We start from the raw sequence: 19,044 nt of genomic DNA on the forward strand, positions 1-19,044 counted from the left end.
GGGAGAAGCGATGCGGCCTCTCCTGCGCGCGTCCAACGAGGGCCTTCAGGCCGCGCGTTGCGCGAGCAAAGAGGACGCTCGATTCGCGCCCTCTTAAACCTTGACTCCCATCTTTTCCGCCTTGGCGACGGCTTCCTCGATCGGACCCACCATGTAGAAGGCCTGCTCCGGCAGATGGTCGTATTTTCCTTCGAGAATCTCCTTGAAGCTGCGAACAGTATCCTTCAGCTTCACGTACTTCCCTGGAGCGCCGGTGAAGGCTTCGGCTACGTGAAACGGCTGCGATAGGAACCGCTGAATCTTTCGCGCGCGCGCCACAACCATCTTGTCGTCTTCGGACAGTTCGTCCATGCCCAAAATGGCGATGATGTCCTGCAAATCTTTGTACCGCTGCAAGACAGACTGGACACCTCGAGCAACCTTGTAATGCTCTTCCCCGATGACTTGCGGATCGAGAATACGCGACGTGGAGTCCAGCGGGTCGACCGCCGGATAAATCCCCAACTCAGCCAATTGACGAGACAACACCGTGGTGGCATCCAAGTGCGCAAAGGCGGTCGCCGGGGCCGGGTCGGTCAAGTCGTCTGCAGGGACGTAAATCGCTTGCACCGACGTGATCGATCCCTTTTTCGTCGACGTGATTCGCTCCTGCAGCGCGCCCATTTCCGTCGAAAGGTTCGGCTGATAACCGACGGCCGACGGCATACGGCCCAGCAACGCGGACACCTCAGAACCAGCTTGAGTAAACCGGAAGATGTTATCCACGAACAGCAACACGTCCTGATTTTCTTCGTCGCGGAAAAATTCTGCGACGGCCAGGCCAGTCAGCGCCACTCGGAGACGCGCTCCCGGCGGCTCATTCATCTGTCCATACACCAGGGCCGCTTTAGACTTGGTGTGGTCATCGGGATCGATAACCTTCGATTCCTGCATTTCGTGCCAGAGGTCGTTACCCTCGCGCGTCCGTTCTCCGACGCCTGCAAACACCGAGAATCCACCATGGTGGAGCGCGATGTTGTTGATCAGTTCCATGATAATGACCGTCTTACCGACTCCGGCTCCGCCGAAGAGACCGACCTTACCACCCTTGCTGTACGGCTCCAGGAGATCGACCACCTTGATGCCAGTCTCCAACACTTCCGTCTTCGTGTCTTGATCTTCCAATCTTGGTGCTGGACGATGGATGGGATACGTCTTATTCGACTTGATCGGGCCCTTTTCGTCGACCGGTTCGCCAAGAACATTGATCAATCGGCCCAGCGTTTCCCGGCCAACGGGGACTGCGATCGGCGCACCGGTATCGGTCACGTCCATTCCGCGCGTCAGACCATCGGTCGTGGACATGGCAATGCCGCGCACACGATTTTCGCCAAGGTGCGACGCGACTTCAAGCGTGATCCGCACGGCTGGCTTCCCGGCAGCCTTATTCTCTTCTTGCGTCACCTTGAGCGCATTGTAGATGTTCGGCAGTTGACCTGGAGGAAACTCCACGTCGACCACGGGGCCGATGACTTGAATGACTTTTCCTGTGCTCATAAGGCTCCTCTTGTCGTCAATGCTGCACCCGGCGGATTACCGCGTGCAGCATTCCTCATTCCACTTTTTATTTCAGGGCTTCTGCGCCGCCCACGATGTCCATGAGTTCTTTGGTGATAGCCGCTTGGCGAGTCTTGTTGTAATACAAGGTGACTTTTTTGATGAGTTGCCCTGCATTGCGAGTCGCGCCGTCCATGGCCGCCATTCGTGCGCCATGTTCTGCGGCCGCCGACTCCAGCAAGATTCGGTAGGTCTGAATCTGAAAGTGCTTCGGAACCAACGCGCTCAGAAGCTCGCCCTCATCAGGCTCATACAGATAGCTGCCCCCAAGGGAGGAACCCTCGGTGGCTTGTGGCGCACCGAACTCCGCCGCCGCATCGATTGGGAACAGCTTTTCGACAATCACTCGCTGTTGGATGGCAGACTTAAACTCGTTGTAGACCACATAGAGTTCGTCGAACGTACCCTTGATGAAATTTTCGGTCAGGTCGCCACCGATGTCGATAGCGTGCTCGAAGCTCAACTTATCGAAAATCCCCGTCCACTCCTGCCGGATCGGCCACGAGCGGCGGCGGAAATAGTCCCGGCCCTTACGTCCGATCAGACTGAGATTAACCGACAACCCTTGCGACTCGCATTGCCGGACAAATTCGGCGCTCTTTCTGACGATGTTGCCGTTGAAACCGCCGCAGAGACCACGATCGCTCGTGACGACGAGGATTTCGATCTTCTTCCCCTCGCGTTTTTGAAGCAAGGGATGGGATGTACGGTTCACGCGCTGACTCAGATTGCTGAGCACGCCGCGCATTTTGTGCGCGTACGGACGGGCGGCAAGAATACGATCTTGCGAGCGCTTGAGCTTGGCCGCCGCGACCATTTTCATGGCCTTGGTGATTTTTTGGGTATTTTTGAAGGCGGCAATTTTCCGCCTGAGAGATTGTAAGCTCGGCATATTTTACGGAAGCAGACCGGTCCGATTGGACGATTCAGTGAAGAGAGGAATGGTCACTCCCCAATCACGCAATCACGAAGTCTTACTTTCCTCCATAGCCCATTTTCTGCTTGAACGTCGAAATGATTTCCTTGAGCTTCCCGCCCACTTTGTCATCGATCTTTCCGACCGTGGCAATGTCTTTGCGCATATCCTGATGGTTCTGCGCGACATAGTGGAGCAGATCGGCTTCGAATTGCAGGACCTTGTCCACGGGCACATCGTCAAGGAATCCGTTGACACCCGCATAGATCGACAAGACCTGGTCGGCTACCGGCATCGGCTTGTATTGCCCCTGCTTCAGCAATTCCACCATGCGGACGCCACGAGCGAGCTGCATCTGGGTCGCCTTGTCCAACTCGCTGCCGAACTGGGCGAAAGCAGCCATTTCTCGGTACTGCGCTAGATCAAGGCGGAGCGTCCCCGCGACCTGCTTCATGGTCTTAATCTGCGCGGAGCCGCCGACGCGGGACACGGACAGACCGACGTTAATCGCCGGACGAATACCCGAATAGAACAAATCACTGCCGAGATAGATTTGTCCGTCGGTGATCGAGATGACGTTGGTCGGAATATACGCCGACACGTCGCCGGCTTGAGTCTCAATGATCGGAAGCGCCGTCAAACTACCACCGCCCAACTTATCGCTTAATTTTGCGGCACGCTCCAAGAGACGAGAGTGCAGATAAAACACGTCGCCGGGATAGGCCTCACGACCGGGCGGACGACGGAGCAAGAGGGACAGCTGACGATAGGCAACCGCGTGCTTCGACAGATCGTCATATACGATCAGCGCGTGCTTGCCGTTATCGCGGAAATACTCACCGATCGCGGCGCCGGCAAACGGGGCCAAGAACTGCATCGGCGCAGGATCGCTGGCGGTGGCCGCCACAACCATGCTGTATTCCATGGCGTGATTTTCTTCCAGGGTCTTCACGACGCGGGCGACGGTCGACCGCTTTTGTCCCACGGCGACATAGATACAGAAGACGCCGAGCCCTTTCTGATTGATGATCGTATCGACGGCAATGGCAGTTTTTCCGGTCTGGCGATCTCCGATGATCAACTCGCGCTGACCACGACCGATGGGAATCATGGCATCGATGGCCTTGATGCCCGTCTGCAGCGGTTCGCGCACAGACTGTCTGGTATTGACACCGGGAGCCACCACTTCAATGCGGGAAGAATGTTGCGAATTGATCGGACCCTTGCCGTCGATCGGCTGTCCGATCGCGTTGACGACGCGGCCGACCAGGGCTTCACCGACGGGGATTTCCGCGATTCGGCCTGTACGTTTGACCGGATCGCCTTCTTTGATGCCCACATCGTCGCCCATCAACACCGCGCCGACATTGTCCTCTTCGAGGTTCAAGGCGATGCCGTACAGCCCACCGGGGAATTCAAGCATTTCTCCGGCCATTGCGCCATCGAGTCCGTAGACTTTTGCAATGCCGTCGCCGACCTGAATGACGGAACCGGTCTGGCTGACATCGACTTGTTGGTCGAAGCCCTTGATCTTCTCTTTGATAATGGAGCTGATCTCTTCTGCCTTGATCTGCATGGCTACTCCTTGGTCAACACACGCTGCATGGCGCTCAGTCGGCCCCGGACCGTGCTATCTACGACGGTGCTGCCCAGGCGGATATGGAGGCCGGCGACATGTTCAGGTTCTGTATGGAAAGTGACATCGACATCGCGCTTCAAGACATCGCGCAATCGGGTCGTGATCCGATCCTGCTCGATCGCAGGCAAGGCGGTTGCGGAGGACACGAGCACTTGCTGCGTCCCTTTGGATTCATCCACCAGCTTGGCAAAGGCCTCGGCGATGTCGGGCAGGAAACTGACGCGATTTTTTTTTACTAACTGATCGAGGAACCGCTTGACGACCGCCGGACACCCGAGCCTGGTGGCCACTTCGATCAGCACCCCGAGCTTGGTGGCTTCCGGAAATACCGGTGAGGCGACGGCATGCCGCAGGGCGGCTGATTGCGCGAAGGCCTCTCCTAAGCCGTTCAAAGCCACGCGGGCCGACTCGATGCTGGGAGTGTCAAGCAGTTCAAACAGAGCTTTTGCGTATCGACGTGCGACGGCTGTCTTAATCACAATGACTATCCGCTACGGTTAACCGTGTTTTGATCAAACGGGAAGCTTGCGTGCGGTGGGCACGACAAAAAGCGCGCCAAGTTAGCATTCAAACGCGGGCACTGTCAAGGAGAGAACGTGACCCGGAGGGTGCGAACGACCTACAACCTAGGAACGTTGAATAATCCCGCCCCCAAGAACCTGGTCGCCGCGATAAAAGACCGCGGACTGTCCAGGGCTCAGAGCCCCCTGCGGCTGGTGAAATCGAACCAACAGAGTCCCGTCACCTGAGGGAAGGAGGGTCGCAGCGATCGGCGGCGTCGCATAACGAATCTTCACCTCGGCTTCCACCGGGTGCGTGCCAATCCCCTCGGCGAAAAGCCTAAGCTCGCCGACCAGACAATGCGACTGCGCCAGCTGCTCGCCCGCACACAACACGACCTGGCCTGACTCCGGCACCACCTTTTGCACGTACAACCGCTGTCCCACCGCCACACCGAGTCCACGGCGCTGGCCAGGGGTATAAAAGGCGATGCCCTCATGCCGTCCCAACACTTCTCCATCGACGCCCACGAAGGTCCCTGGCTGCCTCAGTTCCGGCCGTTCCTTCTCCAGGAACGTGCGATAGTCACCATGACTCACAAAACAAATTTCCTGGCTCTCCTTCAGCTCTTCGACCGGCAATCCCAGGACTTCCGCCTCCTGCCACACTTCCTGCTTGTGCATGCGCCCAACCGGAAAGAGCATCTTGGGCAGCCAGGCGGCATTCATGCGATAGAGAAAATAGCTCTGGTCCTTCCGCGCGTCTAACGCCCGATGCAGCGACCAGCCTTCCTCGCCCCGCTCGACACGCGCATAATGCCCGGTCGCGACATAGTCCATCCCACGCTCCTGAGCCAGCGCATAGAGCGAATGTAGCTTCACACGTTCATTGCACCGGACGCACGGATTCGGGGTCGTGCCAGACGCATACCCCGTCACGAAGTCGTCGATGACGCCCTGCTGAAAGACTGCTCGGCGATCGACCACCTCATAAGGAATACGTAGACGCTGCGCGACGAACTTCGCGATGCCGATCTTGCAGCATCCACGCTCTTCCCAGCGTTTCGATACGGCAACCTGCTCGTCTTCGTGCTCCCACACCTGCAGCGTGACACCGTGGACATCGTAACCTTGTCGCACGAGCAACGCCGCAGCGACGGAGCTATCCACTCCGCCGCTCATACCTAGCAGCACGGTTTGGCGTTTCATCATGACGACCGGGAGGGTATTGGGACGATGATTTACGGCTCTTGCGTCTTAACCTTGCCGCGGTGGGCGACCAGGTCACGGACTCCAGGATCTTGCGGCGTGGCGAACTCCGACGCCTCGTCCTCTACCCACTTCTCCGCTCCCATATTGCTCATTCCGTGGAAATGAGCTCCTTCTTCGATCACTACCACTGGACTCTGGATGTCACCGATCAGGATTCCCGGCTTTTGGATCTCAACTTTCTGAACGGCCGTGATGGACCCCTTCACTCGCCCACTGATTTCAACTGAACCGGCGGCAATCACGCCCTTGATCACCGCACTCTCCCCGACGATCACGGCTCCGCCGGTATGAACCTCTCCCTCGACACGCCCATCGATGCGAACCGTCCCATCAAACGTGACGATGCCTTTAAAACTCGTGCCCTTCCCGAGAAAGGTGAACTTGTCGTCTTCCGCGACGGACTGCTTTTTGGTCTCACCCCACATCAGCGTCCTCCTTGACATACCCCACGGCAGTGACCAGCCGTGGCGCGGACTGAATCAACCACCCTGCCCGCTTCATGCGCGCAAGGCCAGATCTGCCTACACGAACTCGGCGTCGAAGGGAACTATCCGTTCACCAGCTTCACGCCCTGTCCCCGCGTGGTACCCTGAGGCTCGCGCGTACCCGTCTGGCTCATCTCCAACGTGCCATTGAAGACCACACCCTCTTCCATAGCCAGCAATGGTGCCTTCACCCCGGCATTCACCACGGCAGGAGCCCGCAATTTCACCTTCTCACGCGCGCTGATATCGCCGGTGATTTTCCCCTTACACACAACCGTCCCGGCCGTGATCTTCGCCGTCAGGACCGCATCCTCTCCGACCAGCAACACCCCTTCGGTATGAATCTCCCCGTCCAGATTGCCATCAATGCGGACCGTGCCGTTATAGGAAATCACTCCCTTAAAGCTCACGCCCTTCCCGACAAACGCATTGATTTCTTCGCTCCCCTCACGTGGTACCGCAGCTTCCAAATTATCCATTTCAGCTCCCTCACTTTGTCCCGCTTGACGCTTCCCTTCCGGCTTGTCCTTACTAATCCACGCCATTTCTCACACCTCCAACAAATGACAACAACTCACCCGCTGACCGGAGGACATGCACAGTACCGTAGACTGATGCCACTCTCGACTCCCAAATTCTGACGGCATTCTACTCCGGGAAAGGAGAGAAAATCTGCCTTGAAAATGCTACGGCCATCATTCAAGCAATCGCTCCACCAGCCCGTCCAATTCTTCAGGGGAAAAATAATGGATGACGATCTTACCGCTGCGACGCCCTCGCTGAACGTCTACCCTCGTTCCCAGGCGTTTCTGCAGCCGCTCCTCAAGATCCGATCGCAGGGGGGCTCGGACCGGTCGCTTCCCGGCCTTTTTCGCCTCCGCGTGCCCCTGCACCATCCGTTCCGCATCACGCACCGATAGTTGCTCACGGACGATTTGGGTCGCCAAGCTGATTTGTGCAGCCGGCGTCACGAGCCCCAGAATGACCTTCGCGTGTCCTGTCGACAATTGGTCGGTCTCGATCATGTGCTGCACCTCCGCAGGCAACGAGGTCAACCGCAACATGTTCGCCACAGACGACCGATCGCAGGCCACCTTCTGCGCGATGGCCTCCTGGGTGAGTCCGAATTCATTCAGCATCCGTTGATAGGCCCGTGCGGTTTCCATGGGATTCAGGTCGTCCCGCTGTAGGTTTTCCACCAACGCGAGGACCATGGACTCCTGATCAGACACGTTCCGAACAAGAGCAGGAATCTTCTGCATTCCCGCTAACTTAGCAGCTCTCAACCGGCGTTCTCCGGCAATCAATTCATAGATACCGTCCCCCTTGCGCCGCACGAGAATCGGCTGGAGTAGGCCATTCTCCTTCAAGGATGCCGTCAGTTCGGCCAATTCAACTTCCGAGAATTGCTGTCGCGGTTGAAACCGGTTCGGGACAATGGCTTCCAGGCGCAACTCCTGAACGTCACCGCGCTCAGGATCCGCCGTTGTTCGACCGCTCGGCAAGAGCGCATCGAGACCTCTACCGAGGGCTTTTTTCTCCATGGACCGCAAACTCCTTGGCTAGGGACAGATAGGCTTGGGCACCAGAAGATGCCACGTTGTAGAGCAGCGCAGGACGGCCGTAGCTCGGCGCCTCGGCCAGTGTCACATTACGGGGAATCATAGTTTGATAGACACTCTCGCCAAAATGCCCGCGAATCTGCTCCACGACCTGGCGTGCCAGCGAGTTACGCGCGTCATACATGGTAAGGACAATGCCCTCAATTTCAAGGCTGGGATTGAGAGATTGACGGAGACGCTGAATGCTCTCCATAAGCCGCCCCAATCCTTCCATCGCATAGTATTCACACTGCACAGGAATCAGTACGGAATGGGCAGCCACCATCGCATTGATCGTCAAGAGGCCCAGAGCGGGAGGACAATCCAACAAAATCGTGTCATAGCGGTCGGCGACTTCAGCCAATGCCTCTTTCAACCGCTGCTCTCGCCCCTCAATATTCACCAGCTCAACCTCAGCGCCAGCCAGGTGGGAATTAGCGGGGACCAGCGACAACCCGTTGACCGCAGTGCTCATAGTAAGCGAGCCAAGGCTTTCCTTCACAATCAATGCATTGTAAATCGTTTTCCCGAGCGCCATGGCATCCACGCCGAGCCCGCTGGTGGCATTGCCCTGAGGATCAATATCCACCAACAGGACAGCCCCCCCTTCAATCGCCAGGGCTGCGGCAAGATTCACTGAGGTGGTCGTTTTGCCTACTCCACCTTTTTGGTTTGCAACAGCAATGATTCGAGCCATATCGCCCCCAATTTTGCTAGCACCTAGCCGCTTCGTTGTCGATGTTCCACGTGGAACATCGACTCACTTCGAAAAGACCGACAACACTCGATGACCGTATCCCGACGGAAGCTCATACTCGAGTTCTTCGAGCAAAGCAAGGTTGGCCAGCTCAAACCCCTTCTCAACCCGCTCAGCTCGATACAAAATCACCTTCCCGCCCGGCTTGAGCAACTTTCCAAGCTCCAGTCCCCGTCCGTCCACCTTCAAGGCCCGAACAACAATGCAATCAAATCTCTGCGCCGATTCCTGCCTCTCGATGTAATCTTCCACTTTGGCGGTCACCACAGCCATCCTTCTCAAACCAAGCGATCCAATCATGTACCGCAAAAACGAGCTCCGTTTCTCGCTCGGCTCGAGCAGTACCATGGCCGAATCCGGTCGTATAAATTTGATGGGAATGGAGGGGAAACCAGCTCCGGCCCCAATGTCCAAAATTGACTTTTCACTATCATTATCAATGGCTTTAACGCCAGCCATTGAATCAATGAAGTGCTTCACCACAATCTCGATATCCTGATCGATGGCCGTGAGATTGATGGCCCGGTTCCAAGCTTTGAGTTCGTTCAAATAGCGAGAGAAATGGGGTATTGACGAATCAGGGAGAGGCAGTGAGAGCTGCGCGGCCAATACACGAAGGGAATGCTCGAACTGAATTGCGTCCTGTTCCACGTGGAACAATTACGCGAAAGGGGTCCCAGGGGTCAAGGACCAGGTCGAGGATTTTGTAGAAAAAAGCAAGGGAAGGATCATTCGCAGGTCCCCGCCTAGTCACCCATTGCCGGTTGCCGCCGCCAGCGCTCGATCGCAACCAGCAAGAGCGAAATAGCGGCAGGTGTGACACCGGAAATGCGGGACGCTTGCCCCACCGAAGCCGGCCTCACTCGCTTGAGCTTCTCTCTGACCTCGGCGGAAAATCCTGGCACGTTGTCATAGTCAAACTCAGCCGGTATGGCTCTATGCTCAAACTTTTGCAATCGCTGAATCTGTTGGAGCTGCCTTTTGATATACCCCTCATACTTCACCTCAAGCTGAACGGCTTCCACCACATCAGGATCAAGAATGCCCGGCCCACCGAATACAGCGGCAACCTTTTCATACGTCATGTCCTGGCGGCGTAAAATCTCAGCAAGCGATTGCGTGGGAGATACTGCGCCCACTGCCTCATCTTCGATAAGGCGCCTCACCTCAGGCGTGAGCCTTGGCCTCGTCTCCCTCAGCCGCATGACCTCTCGCTCGATACGTTCCCGCTTCGCGAGAAGCTTTTCACAAGCCTCCTCGGCAATCAGTCCGATACGGTGGCCGATTTCCATCAGGCGTAGATCCGCATTGTCATGACGAAGCAATAGACGATACTCAGCTCGTGACGTAAACATGCGATAGGGCTCTCTGGCATCTTTCGTAATCAAATCATCAATCAAGACGCCGATATAGGCCTGTGACCGGTCAAGCACAAGCGGCTTTTCTCCACGGAGTTTCAAGGCCGCATTAATGCCAGCCATGATGCCCTGAGCCCCCGCCTCTTCATAGCCGGATGTCCCGTTGATTTGCCCCGCATGGTACAGCCCCTCAACCAACTTGGTCTCCAGCGTGCCATGCAGCTGCCGTGGGGGGAAATAGTCATATTCCACGGCGTACCCGGGCTTAAGTATTTTCGCCTGCTCCAGTCCTGGAATGGTTTTCAAAATGGCGGCCTGGACATCAACTGGCAAGCTGGTTGAGATGCCGTTCGGGTAAAACTCGTTGGTCTCAAGCCCCTCCGGTTCGATGAAGATTTGGTGGCGGTTCTTGTCGGCGAACCTGACGACCTTATCTTCAATGGATGGGCAGTACCGCGGACCAACAGATTCAATCACTCCACTGAAGAGCGGCGATCTGTCGACATTTTTAGCAATAATATCATGCGTTTGTGAGTTCGTGTGCGTCAGGTGGCACGGCACCTGACGCAGTGGAATCCGCGTAGTCCTGTAGGAGAAGGGCGGGGGCGGGTCATCTCCCGGCTGCAGTTCCATGACAGAAAAATTGATGGAATCCCGATCCAATCGAGGCGGAGTTCCCGTTTTCAGACGTCCGACTTCAAAGCCAAAATCACGCATGCAGTCCGACAGGTGCTCCGCCGATGACTCCCCGGCTCTCCCAGCAGGGAAATGGTTCAGACCAATATGGATGAGCCCCTTCAAAAACGTCCCGGACGTGAGCACGACAGCGCTCGCCTGAATGTGCATTCCGGAGTCGGTGATGATGCCAGTGACTGCCCCAGCGCGTGTGAGCACGCGAGCGACCGTCCCGCCCATGATCGTAAGTCCGGGCTGCCCTTTGAGCGTTTTCTGCATGACCTGCCGATAGACCTTTTTGTCGCACTGCGCCCTCAAGGCACGAACGGCCGGCCCTTTACTCGTGTTGATCATGCGAAACTGAATACCCGCCTGGTCCGTATTCCGGCCCATCTCACCACCCAAGGCATCGATCTCTTTCACCAGGTGGCCCTTAGCGATACCGCCGATGGCAGGATTGCAGGACATCTGCGCAATCCGGTCGGGGTCCATGGTCAGCAACAACGTCCGCGCCCCCATGCGCGCTGCGGCCAGAGCGGCTTCACACCCTGCGTGACCTCCCCCGACCACGATCACATCCCACCGTTCCCCCATCACAATGATCCCTTCATTTCCCGATACAAAACTCGGAAAAAATACGTTCGAGGATATCGTCCGTCGTGATGACCCCGGTGATCTCCCCTAATGCATCTGCCGCAATGCGGAGATCGACCGCAATCAATTCACCCGCACGATCATCCGCGACCGATTGCTGAGCCTGCGTAACCCCCAGCAGTGCACGCGAACAGGCATCGATGTGCCGAAGGTTGGTCACCAACACGCCCTCACGCGATTCCAAACCGCCGGTCATCAAACGCGTACGGATTGTTCCACGCAATTCATCCAGGCCGAGACGCATCGTGGCAGAAATATCGATCATGCCCCCATGACCGGGGCACAGGGCCTCGAGTTGTGCCCGAGATAACTGACGTGGCAGATCACACTTGTTCAGAACCAGGATCACCTGCGCGGCCTCGCAACTGGATAGGAGGGAAAGATCGTCGTCGGAAAGCGCCTCGGACCCGTCCAGAAGGATCAATACCAAGTCCGCATCTTGCCAAGCGAGCCTGCTGCGACGAATCCCTTCTGCCTCCACGGGATCATCGGTCTGACGGATGCCTGCGGTATCAACCAATCGCACCGGAATCCCCTCGATACTCACGAGTTCCTCAAGGACGTCTCGTGTCGTGCCGGGAATGGGAGTCACGATGGCTCGGTCGCTATGCAGCAACGCGTTCAGCAAGCTGGACTTCCCCACATTGGGCCGGCCGAGGATCGCGACCACGGCGCCTTCCCTCAAGATACGCCCTTCGTTGCCGGATTCAACCAAACGCTGGAGCTTGAACCCTGCCGCCTCCAGGAGCCCACAAAGCTCAGCCTTCCCCACAAACGTAATATCCTCGTCCCCGAAATCGAGCGCAGCTTCTATGTGTGCCAGGGCGGTCACTAAATCGGAGCGAATCAACTCCACCTGACGCGACAATTCGCCGCGCCGCTGCGACTGGGCGATGGTCAGGCTACGGGTGGTCTTGGCACGAATGGTATCAAGCACGGCCTCGGCTTGTGCAAGATCGAGCCTCCCATTGAGAAACGCGCGCCGGGTAAATTCACCTGGCTCAGCGAGCCGCGCTCCGGCAGCGAGCAACCCCCGACAGAGCTGATCGAGCACCACGGGACCTCCATGGCATTGCACCTCCACGACATCTTCCCCCGTGTAAGAATGCGGGCCCTTCATCACGACGACCAACGCCTCATCAATGACGAACCTCGCCGGAAGCTGTACTCCTCGAACCGTTCCTGCAGTGAGAGCTGGAGCACAGACATCCGCAACCGTCATTTTGTGGGAAACTAGTTCGTGAAGGAGCTTGCCTGAGCGGGGAAGGATCACCTGAGCGGCCACGTCGAGGGCATGAATCCCGCTCACGCGGATGACGCCGATGCCACCTTCCCCCGGGGGAGTGGCGATGGCACAGATGGTATCGTCCAGCGCGCCATGCATGACGCACCCAGTAGGGTGGAGTTACTCGGACTGCCCCTTTTGCCGTTTGCCGGTGAGCTTCTGCTCTTTCGACTCATCTCCGCCGGGAATCTCACCATCCGCCGCCGGAACTTGCCACTTTTTGCCGAACAGCCGCTCCGTCACAACCTGCTGGGTGATCGTGAGCGTATTGTTCGTCAACCAATAGAGAACCAAGCCCGCAGGGAAATTCACGAAGAGAAAGGTCATGAACACCGGCAAGAACAACATGATCTTCGCTTGGGTCGGATCCATGGTGGTAGGCGTGATCTTCTGTTGAATGACCATCGTCGCCCCCATGATGATCGGGAGCACGTAATAGGGGTCCTGTACGGACAGGTCCTTGATCCAGAACATGAACGGGGCCTGGCGAAGATCGATGGTCATGTAGAGAATGTTGAACAGCGCAACAAACACCGGCATCTGCAGCACCATCGGCAAGCAGCCGCCAACCGGATTGACCCGGTGATCCTTGTACAGCTTGATCAATTCCTTGTTCAGCCGATCGCGGTCATCTTTGTACTTATTCTGAATGGCCAGCACTTTCGGCTGAATCACCTGCATCTGTTTCATCGACTTGTAGCTCTTGTACTGCAAGGGCACGAACATGAGCTTGATCAGCATGGTCAGCAAAATGATCGTGATGCCATAGTTGTGTGTAAATTCGTACAGGAAGCGCAGCACGTAGAAAATCGGCTTGGCCACCGCTTTGACCAACGCCCAGCTACCGAACACAAACCAACCGAAGTCAATCGTATCCTCCAGTCCGACATTCAACGCCTTGAGGATGTCATACTCCTTGGGGCCGGCATACAATTGCATCGTCAGGACGGATCCATTTGCGGGGGCGGGGAATCGGACACCAGCCGACACCAGCTTGTCTCCCTCCTTCTTGGCAAGGGCCGCCGCGGCCTTCTGCGGCATGAGCACGCTCAAGAAGTACTTATCCTGAATGGCAGACCACTTCACCTCACCTCTGCGCTCGGCCTCGCCATCCGGCGTTTCCTTCAACACCTTGTCATCGACAGACGAGGCCGACCCCATGAGCCCAATGAAGCCTTCTCCCCACTCCACGATGCCGAAATTGGTCCCCAGGGTCACATCGAGCGGAGTCGTCACCCCTTTCGTCCTGATCGCAATATCCACGACGTAGGATCCGTGATGAAAGGTCAGCTCCTTTTCGACCTCGAGATTTCGCTGTGCGTCGTGATAGCGGAAGGTGAGATGGCCGACGGGATGTGCACTGTCTAGACGAGTAATGTCCTGAGTAACCTGGTAGACAGCGGTGCCAAGATCACCCGTAAGTGCCTGATCGCTGGTGACGAGACTGAGCGGTCCCTTAAATCGCCCCCCGCTATAAACCAGCTGCACCGGCGTGGCGCCATTTTCACCCGACGTCGTATAGCGCTTCAGTTCCCAAGATTTGAGTACTGCACCGCGATTACTGAACTTGGCCCGAAACAGTTCGGTGTCCACCTCGACCGTCTGTTCCTCCGCCTGGCCCGCGCCTACAGCGTTGTCGATTGGAGCAGACTTTGCGGCGGCGGGCGAGGTTGTCCTCGCCTCGGCGCTGGCGCTCTGCGCGGAACCACCTTCCGGGCCAGAGGCCTTGTCGATGGCACTTGCAGAAGTACCCGTGGTGGCCACCTGCACCGGCTCGGAGGGCGGCAACAACCCCATACCTTTCAGCAGATAGTCGTAGCCGATAATGACGGCCAAGGATACGATGAGGAACACAACGACTCGTTTTTCCATGGATGTTCAGCTGATAAGTGGGGTCTGAGGAGTTGTTGCCACGACGGTTACCGTACGGGATCCACACCGCCGGGATGGAAGGGATGGCATTTCAGCAGCCGTCGAACTGCCATAAGCCCCCCCTTGATCACGCCATACCGCTCGATGGCATCCTGCGCATAGACCGAACAGGTTGGATAAAAACGACAAGCGGGCCCGACCAATGGCGAAACACAGGTGCGATAGACCGTCAAGAGTATAAGACAGAGGCGCCTCAGCGCGAGGGCTCCCCAAAACGGGCCAACCGCTGTCTTTCCAATGTGGCTCGCCATATGTTCTGCAATTCCACAAACGGCAGATTCAGGCACTCGCGTTTCGGAAACACCAGAAAGGCCTGTCCTGGCACTAATACAGACCGAGCTGCACGGCCCAGCTCTCGAAACAGGCGTTTCGCGCGATTCCGGCGCACCGCTGTTCCAAACCGCCGCCCGATCACAATCCCCATCATTGCATCCTGGGACAAGCCCGAACAAATTTGGAGATTGAACAATCCCGTTGAGACACGCCGTCCGCTCTTCTTGATGTGCTGGATCTCCCGGCTACGCTTCAAGAAAAACGGCACAGACTTTTGTCCTGCCGTCATCACAAATCCGCCCGCTGGTTACCTGACCGCGAGCCCTGGAAGACCAGAAATCGCGCATCGTCACATTGATATACGACAACCAGGTAAGGCGGCAGTACCCACGCCAGGTTAAGGACCCACCACCTGGATGTTTGCCTACATGCAGATAGCCTAGCGGCAGGAAAGAATCAGACGGTGAGACGAGCGCGGCCTTTGGCTCGACGACGAGCAATGACTTTTCGGCCATTTTTGGTGCTCATGCGCTTCCGAAATCCGTGCTCCCGCTTGCGCTTGAGATTCGAGGGCTGCTTAAAAGTGAACGACATTGCGCACTCCTTCTCGAGAAATCAATTTTCAATCAAGAGGCCGCATTATAGGGGCGGGACAGGAGGGTGTCAATCGATGCGCACCCACTCGGCAGTCGCCAGCGGGAGCAACAACAGTCACCCTCACGCCACGAGCACCGCGTGAGGAAGCCGAATAGTGCTGGACCGCCCGCGAAATGCTTGAGGCACTCTTGCCCTCGATTGGCAAAGACGCCACAGCGTCACGGCAGGCGCCGTCTCGGTCATTTCCGTCTAACTACTTGTTCCACAAAACAATTGCCCGACCAAGTGGGATGATACATCTCTGGCACTCACATTGCGTCTCAGCATCCAGGGGAAGAATCCACTGCGAGCAGCCTTCGTAGATCTGGCCGATCACGTTGCGCAAGGGTTTCATTGGGGATCCTTGCGAAACGAGCTTGCCAAATGGCAGGAAGAACTCGCAGGTACTCCCCGCGCGCGATAGAATACACCCAGCATGAATCACAGGTTCAACATTTTTCACACCGTTTCACGCGTGGCCCTCGTCAGCCTCTTCGCGATGAGCATGAGCGGGTGCGTCGAGACCGTCCCTGAAGAATTAGTGGAAGCGATCGAAAGCATTGATCGTGATCTCGGCACCTTGCGAGCCTCAACCATCACGCCCGAGGCCTATTCCAAGTTTTCTCGCCAATGGATGGCCCTCAGAGGCCGCGTCCGGTCGGAGGAGAATATCGTTCGCTGGCCTTGGGAAGATAATGAGCTGGAAACGGAGTTGGAAGCGCTTCAGGCCGAAGGAACGCAACTCATCGCCGAGGTCAACAGCCAACTCCTCGCACAACGAACCGCAGCGGAAGCCAAGCTAGCCAAAGTTGAGCAACGCCTGCGGCTCCTGAATACCCGCGTAGGAGACATCGGCAGTCGCGTGGTGCTCGGCGAACATCCGCTCGAAACCGAACTGCTCGTGAAGCAAGCCCGCCATTACCTTGAGCAGGGACAGTTTGAGTATGCGAATCAGGCCTCAGAACGCGCCGGCAAAATCCTCCTGACCCAAACCGCCCTGCTCACGAATGAATTAGGACGGTATGCCGACGACGACCTGATCGCCGCCTGGCGAGAATCTGCGCAACGCACCATCGACTGGTCCCGAAAAAATCGAGCGCATGCCATTGTGATCAGTAAGGCCGACCGCGTCCTCACGGTATATAAAAGCGGCCGGAAAATTCTGACCTATCCGATCCGCCTGGGCTCAAGAGGCATCCGTGCAAAACAACATTACGGAGACGGGGCGACCCCCGAGGGTGAATATCGCATCCAGCGCAAACGCGGACCCGGACAAACGCCCTTCTTTCGTGCCTTGATTCTCGATTATCCCAACGCAGAGGACCGACGCCGGTTTGCAGACGCGCAACAAGCGGGATTGATTCCCAAGAACCGGCAGATGCCCGGGCTCATCGAACTTCACGGCATCGCTCAGGGCATCACGGATCAGCCATACGGCGGCATTGTGCTGGACAATCCGCAGATTGCCGTGCTGTTTGATCAGGTCGCGGTGGGCACACCGGTCAACATCGTTGGTGCCTTGGAATCACACAACTCTATTTCACTCGTCCTGGCCGACCTGGGCGATCAAGAAGAAGAAACCTAGCGTTACGACCACCCGCTCCGACTGAGTCGAACGCATCCGCTCCGGCCATGCATGCGTCCCGTCTCCTGACCGACCTCGACGCCCACCTGTTTGCCTTTTTGAATTCCCGAACCTAAGATACGACAGAGCCGACGTGCATTGTCGTTCCTCCACCTCATGGAAGAGAGCGTGTTATGCCGATCCGCCCCAACCCATCGTCACGACCGGCCGACCAGGCCATCACCCGAACACTTGAGGACCTCGCCGGAAGCCACACCATTGAGCGGACCTGGACTCGAGACCACACCGTATGGAAGCCCGCCCCGACGGAAATCGAAAACCGCCTCGGCTGGCTGACAGTCCTTGATCAGATGCAAGACGGACTGTCCGATTTGCGAACCTTCGCGCAAGCGGCGCGGGAAGCTCGCATCACCGACGTGGTCCTGCTCGGCATGGGGGGAAGCAGCCTCGGCCCCGAAGTCTTGCGTTGTACCTTCGGCCCCGCCAAAGGCGCCCCACAACTCTGGGTGTTGGACTCCACGGTGCCCGGTTGGGTCCGGCAGGTTACCAAAGCGATCCAGCCGGCGCGAACTCTCTTCCTTGTGGCCAGCAAGTCCGGCGGAACGATCGAAGTCATGTCGCTCTTCGCCCACTTCTGGAACCTCGTACACCAGACCAAAGGGCATCGGGGTGGAGCCCAGTTTGTCGCCATCACGGATCCCGGGACAGGTCTCGAACGACTGGCGCGTGAGCGCGGGTTCTGGCGCACATTCATCAACCAACCCGATATCGGCGGGCGCTACTCAGTGCTCTCCTACTTCGGCCTGGTTCCTGCGGCCCTACTAGGACTCAATGTTGAAAAGCTCCTCTCACGAGCCCTCTCCATGCGCGAAGCGTGTCGGCATACATCCTCGCCACAAGACAATCCCGGCGCAGTCCTAGGGGCTACGATGGCCGTCATGGCCCGCGGCGGACGCGACAAAGTTACGCTTCTTACCTCGCCGACACTGAATTCGTTCGGCCTCTGGGTAGAGCAACTCCTGGCGGAAAGTACCGGCAAGGAAGGAACAGGGCTCGTCCCCATAGCAGGAGAGGCCCTTGCCACACCATCGACCTATGGAACCGATCGATTTTTCGTCTGCCTTCGCTTGAAGGGGGACCGCAATGCGTCGTTGGACCGGGGCCTCGCCGCCCTTCACAAGGCGGGGCATCCGATCTTCCGCCTCAACCTGAACGATCTGTACGACCTGGGCGCGGAATTCTTCCGCTGGGAATTCGCCACCGCGGTCGCCGGCCACGTCCTCGGGATTCATCCCTTCGATCAGCCGAATGTTCAGGAAAGCAAAGACAACACCGCCCGCGTCTTGAAGGAGGTCGACAGTCGGGGACGACTTCCGGCACGACCGATGCCACCCCCCCGGCAGGCCCTTGCGCAGTTGCTTGAGCAAGCGGCGCCTCATCGATATGTGGCGATTCTCGCATACACGACTCCAAATCCCCAAATCGATGCCGCACTGCGCGCCCTGCGCAAGGCCATCATGGTCCGACATCGCCTAGCCACCACGGCCGGGTACGGCCCGCGCTACCTGCACTCCACAGGGCAACTGCACAAGGGTGGCCCCAACACCGGGCTGTTTCTGGAGCTGGTCGATGCCATGAGGCCGGATCTCCCGATTCCAGAACAGTCCTATACATTCGGCACGCTCGCGCAAGCCCAGGCGCTCGGCGATCTTCAGTCGCTGCACAGCCACCAACGTCCTGCCGTTCGAATCAGCCTGGGCGCAGATCCTGTTCGTACCATACGCCAGCTCGTGGCACTGCTTACCCCCTCCGCGCGTGCCAGTCGGAAGAAGCCTGCGACAACCAGACCAACTCCCTCAGCACGTCGAGCCCGTCGCTGA

General features: G+C 57.5%; 18 protein-coding genes. 2 read left to right on the forward strand and 16 right to left on the reverse strand.

Features of this window, described 5'->3' with window-relative positions; genetic code table 11:
- Positions 1–93: 93 nt before the first annotated feature.
- From atpD to rpmH, 16 genes are all read right to left on the reverse strand, one after another.
- Complete coding sequence (atpD, locus tag KJA79_RS04265; protein WP_213040749.1) at positions 94–1,536, reverse strand: F0F1 ATP synthase subunit beta; 1,443 nt, start codon at positions 1,534–1,536, stop codon at positions 94–96.
- 67 nt (positions 1,537–1,603) lie between these two features.
- Positions 1,604–2,488 carry an ATP synthase F1 subunit gamma gene (atpG, locus tag KJA79_RS04270; RefSeq protein ID WP_213040750.1) on the reverse strand — a complete coding sequence of 295 codons (885 nt, stop codon included), beginning with the start codon at positions 2,486–2,488 and terminating at the stop codon, positions 1,604–1,606.
- An 82-nt stretch (positions 2,489–2,570) separates the two neighbouring features.
- Complete coding sequence (gene atpA, locus KJA79_RS04275; protein WP_213040751.1) at positions 2,571–4,088, reverse strand: F0F1 ATP synthase subunit alpha; 1,518 nt, start codon at positions 4,086–4,088, stop codon at positions 2,571–2,573.
- A gap of 2 nt (positions 4,089–4,090) precedes the next feature.
- The gene (atpH, locus tag KJA79_RS04280) at positions 4,091–4,630 is read right to left on the reverse strand and encodes an ATP synthase F1 subunit delta (RefSeq protein WP_213040752.1); all 540 of its coding nucleotides are present in this window, start codon (positions 4,628–4,630) and stop codon (positions 4,091–4,093) included.
- Positions 4,631–4,777: 147 nt separating this feature from the next.
- The gene (gene mnmA / locus KJA79_RS04285) at positions 4,778–5,863 is read right to left on the reverse strand and encodes a tRNA 2-thiouridine(34) synthase MnmA (RefSeq protein WP_246507414.1); all 1,086 of its coding nucleotides are present in this window, start codon (positions 5,861–5,863) and stop codon (positions 4,778–4,780) included.
- 29 nt (positions 5,864–5,892) lie between these two features.
- Complete coding sequence (locus tag KJA79_RS04290) at positions 5,893–6,348, reverse strand: bactofilin family protein (RefSeq protein ID WP_213040753.1); 456 nt, start codon at positions 6,346–6,348, stop codon at positions 5,893–5,895.
- A gap of 122 nt (positions 6,349–6,470) precedes the next feature.
- Complete coding sequence (locus tag KJA79_RS04295) at positions 6,471–6,953, reverse strand: bactofilin family protein (protein WP_213040754.1); 483 nt, start codon at positions 6,951–6,953, stop codon at positions 6,471–6,473.
- 150 nt (positions 6,954–7,103) lie between these two features.
- A complete protein-coding gene (locus tag KJA79_RS04300) occupies positions 7,104–7,952 on the reverse strand; it encodes a ParB/RepB/Spo0J family partition protein (RefSeq protein ID WP_213040755.1) in 849 nt (282 codons plus the stop codon).
- Entirely contained in the window at positions 7,930–8,706 is a 777-nt protein-coding gene (locus KJA79_RS04305; protein ID WP_213040756.1) for a ParA family protein, read from the reverse strand. The genes KJA79_RS04300 and KJA79_RS04305 overlap by 23 nt, the downstream gene beginning before the upstream one ends.
- A 63-nt stretch (positions 8,707–8,769) precedes the next feature.
- A complete protein-coding gene (gene rsmG, locus KJA79_RS04310) occupies positions 8,770–9,417 on the reverse strand; it encodes a 16S rRNA (guanine(527)-N(7))-methyltransferase RsmG (RefSeq protein ID WP_213040757.1) in 648 nt (215 codons plus the stop codon).
- A 95-nt stretch (positions 9,418–9,512) separates the two neighbouring features.
- Positions 9,513–11,393, reverse strand: a complete 1,881-nt coding sequence (gene mnmG / locus KJA79_RS04315; protein WP_213040758.1) for a tRNA uridine-5-carboxymethylaminomethyl(34) synthesis enzyme MnmG — start codon at positions 11,391–11,393, stop codon at positions 9,513–9,515.
- 13 nt (positions 11,394–11,406) lie between these two features.
- The gene (gene mnmE / locus KJA79_RS04320; protein WP_213040759.1) at positions 11,407–12,837 is read right to left on the reverse strand and encodes a tRNA uridine-5-carboxymethylaminomethyl(34) synthesis GTPase MnmE; all 1,431 of its coding nucleotides are present in this window, start codon (positions 12,835–12,837) and stop codon (positions 11,407–11,409) included.
- A 21-nt stretch (positions 12,838–12,858) separates the two neighbouring features.
- Entirely contained in the window at positions 12,859–14,610 is a 1,752-nt protein-coding gene (yidC, locus tag KJA79_RS04325; RefSeq protein WP_213040760.1) for a membrane protein insertase YidC, read from the reverse strand.
- A gap of 47 nt (positions 14,611–14,657) precedes the next feature.
- Positions 14,658–14,867 (reverse strand): membrane protein insertion efficiency factor YidD, encoded by a 210-nt coding sequence (gene yidD, locus KJA79_RS04330; protein ID WP_425518099.1) that lies wholly within the window; start codon positions 14,865–14,867, stop codon positions 14,658–14,660.
- Positions 14,864–15,232: a ribonuclease P protein component gene (gene rnpA, locus KJA79_RS04335; protein ID WP_213040762.1), complete on the reverse strand. Its 369-nt coding sequence runs from the start codon at positions 15,230–15,232 to the stop codon at positions 14,864–14,866. The genes yidD and rnpA overlap by 4 nt, the downstream gene beginning before the upstream one ends.
- A 167-nt stretch (positions 15,233–15,399) precedes the next feature.
- Positions 15,400–15,537 carry a 50S ribosomal protein L34 gene (rpmH, locus tag KJA79_RS04340; protein ID WP_080879302.1) on the reverse strand — a complete coding sequence of 46 codons (138 nt, stop codon included), beginning with the start codon at positions 15,535–15,537 and terminating at the stop codon, positions 15,400–15,402.
- 478 nt (positions 15,538–16,015) lie between these two features.
- Here rpmH and KJA79_RS04345 point away from each other — a divergent pair, with 478 nt between their 5' ends.
- The gene (locus KJA79_RS04345; protein ID WP_213040763.1) at positions 16,016–17,164 is read left to right on the forward strand and encodes a L,D-transpeptidase family protein; all 1,149 of its coding nucleotides are present in this window, start codon (positions 16,016–16,018) and stop codon (positions 17,162–17,164) included.
- A gap of 173 nt (positions 17,165–17,337) precedes the next feature.
- Entirely contained in the window at positions 17,338–19,044 is a 1,707-nt protein-coding gene (locus tag KJA79_RS04350) for a glucose-6-phosphate isomerase (protein WP_213040764.1), read from the forward strand.

It is taken from the genome of Nitrospira defluvii, assembly GCF_905220995.1.
In the GTDB taxonomy this organism is placed as follows: domain Bacteria; phylum Nitrospirota; class Nitrospiria; order Nitrospirales; family Nitrospiraceae; genus Nitrospira_A; species Nitrospira_A defluvii_C.

Coding starts and splice junctions, on each gene's coding strand:
- atpD (WP_213040749.1), bottom strand. CDS start 1,536: ATGAGCACAGGAAAAGTCATTCAAGTCATCGGCCCCGTGGTCGACGTG.
- atpG (WP_213040750.1), bottom strand. CDS start 2,488: ATGCCGAGCTTACAATCTCTCAGGCGGAAAATTGCCGCCTTCAAAAAT.
- atpA (WP_213040751.1), bottom strand. CDS start 4,088: ATGCAGATCAAGGCAGAAGAGATCAGCTCCATTATCAAAGAGAAGATC.
- mnmA (WP_246507414.1), bottom strand. CDS start 5,863: ATGATGAAACGCCAAACCGTGCTGCTAGGTATGAGCGGCGGAGTGGAT.
- KJA79_RS04290 (WP_213040753.1), bottom strand. CDS start 6,348: ATGTGGGGTGAGACCAAAAAGCAGTCCGTCGCGGAAGACGACAAGTTC.
- KJA79_RS04295 (WP_213040754.1), bottom strand. CDS start 6,953: ATGGCGTGGATTAGTAAGGACAAGCCGGAAGGGAAGCGTCAAGCGGGA.
- KJA79_RS04300 (WP_213040755.1), bottom strand. CDS start 7,952: ATGGAGAAAAAAGCCCTCGGTAGAGGTCTCGATGCGCTCTTGCCGAGC.
- KJA79_RS04305 (WP_213040756.1), bottom strand. CDS start 8,706: ATGGCTCGAATCATTGCTGTTGCAAACCAAAAAGGTGGAGTAGGCAAA.
- mnmG (WP_213040758.1), bottom strand. CDS start 11,393: ATGGGGGAACGGTGGGATGTGATCGTGGTCGGGGGAGGTCACGCAGGG.
- mnmE (WP_213040759.1), bottom strand. CDS start 12,837: ATGCATGGCGCGCTGGACGATACCATCTGTGCCATCGCCACTCCCCCG.
- yidC (WP_213040760.1), bottom strand. CDS start 14,610: ATGGAAAAACGAGTCGTTGTGTTCCTCATCGTATCCTTGGCCGTCATT.
- rnpA (WP_213040762.1), bottom strand. CDS start 15,232: ATGACGGCAGGACAAAAGTCTGTGCCGTTTTTCTTGAAGCGTAGCCGG.
- rpmH (WP_080879302.1), bottom strand. CDS start 15,537: ATGTCGTTCACTTTTAAGCAGCCCTCGAATCTCAAGCGCAAGCGGGAG.
- KJA79_RS04345 (WP_213040763.1), top strand. CDS start 16,016: ATGAATCACAGGTTCAACATTTTTCACACCGTTTCACGCGTGGCCCTC.
- KJA79_RS04350 (WP_213040764.1), top strand. CDS start 17,338: ATGCCGATCCGCCCCAACCCATCGTCACGACCGGCCGACCAGGCCATC.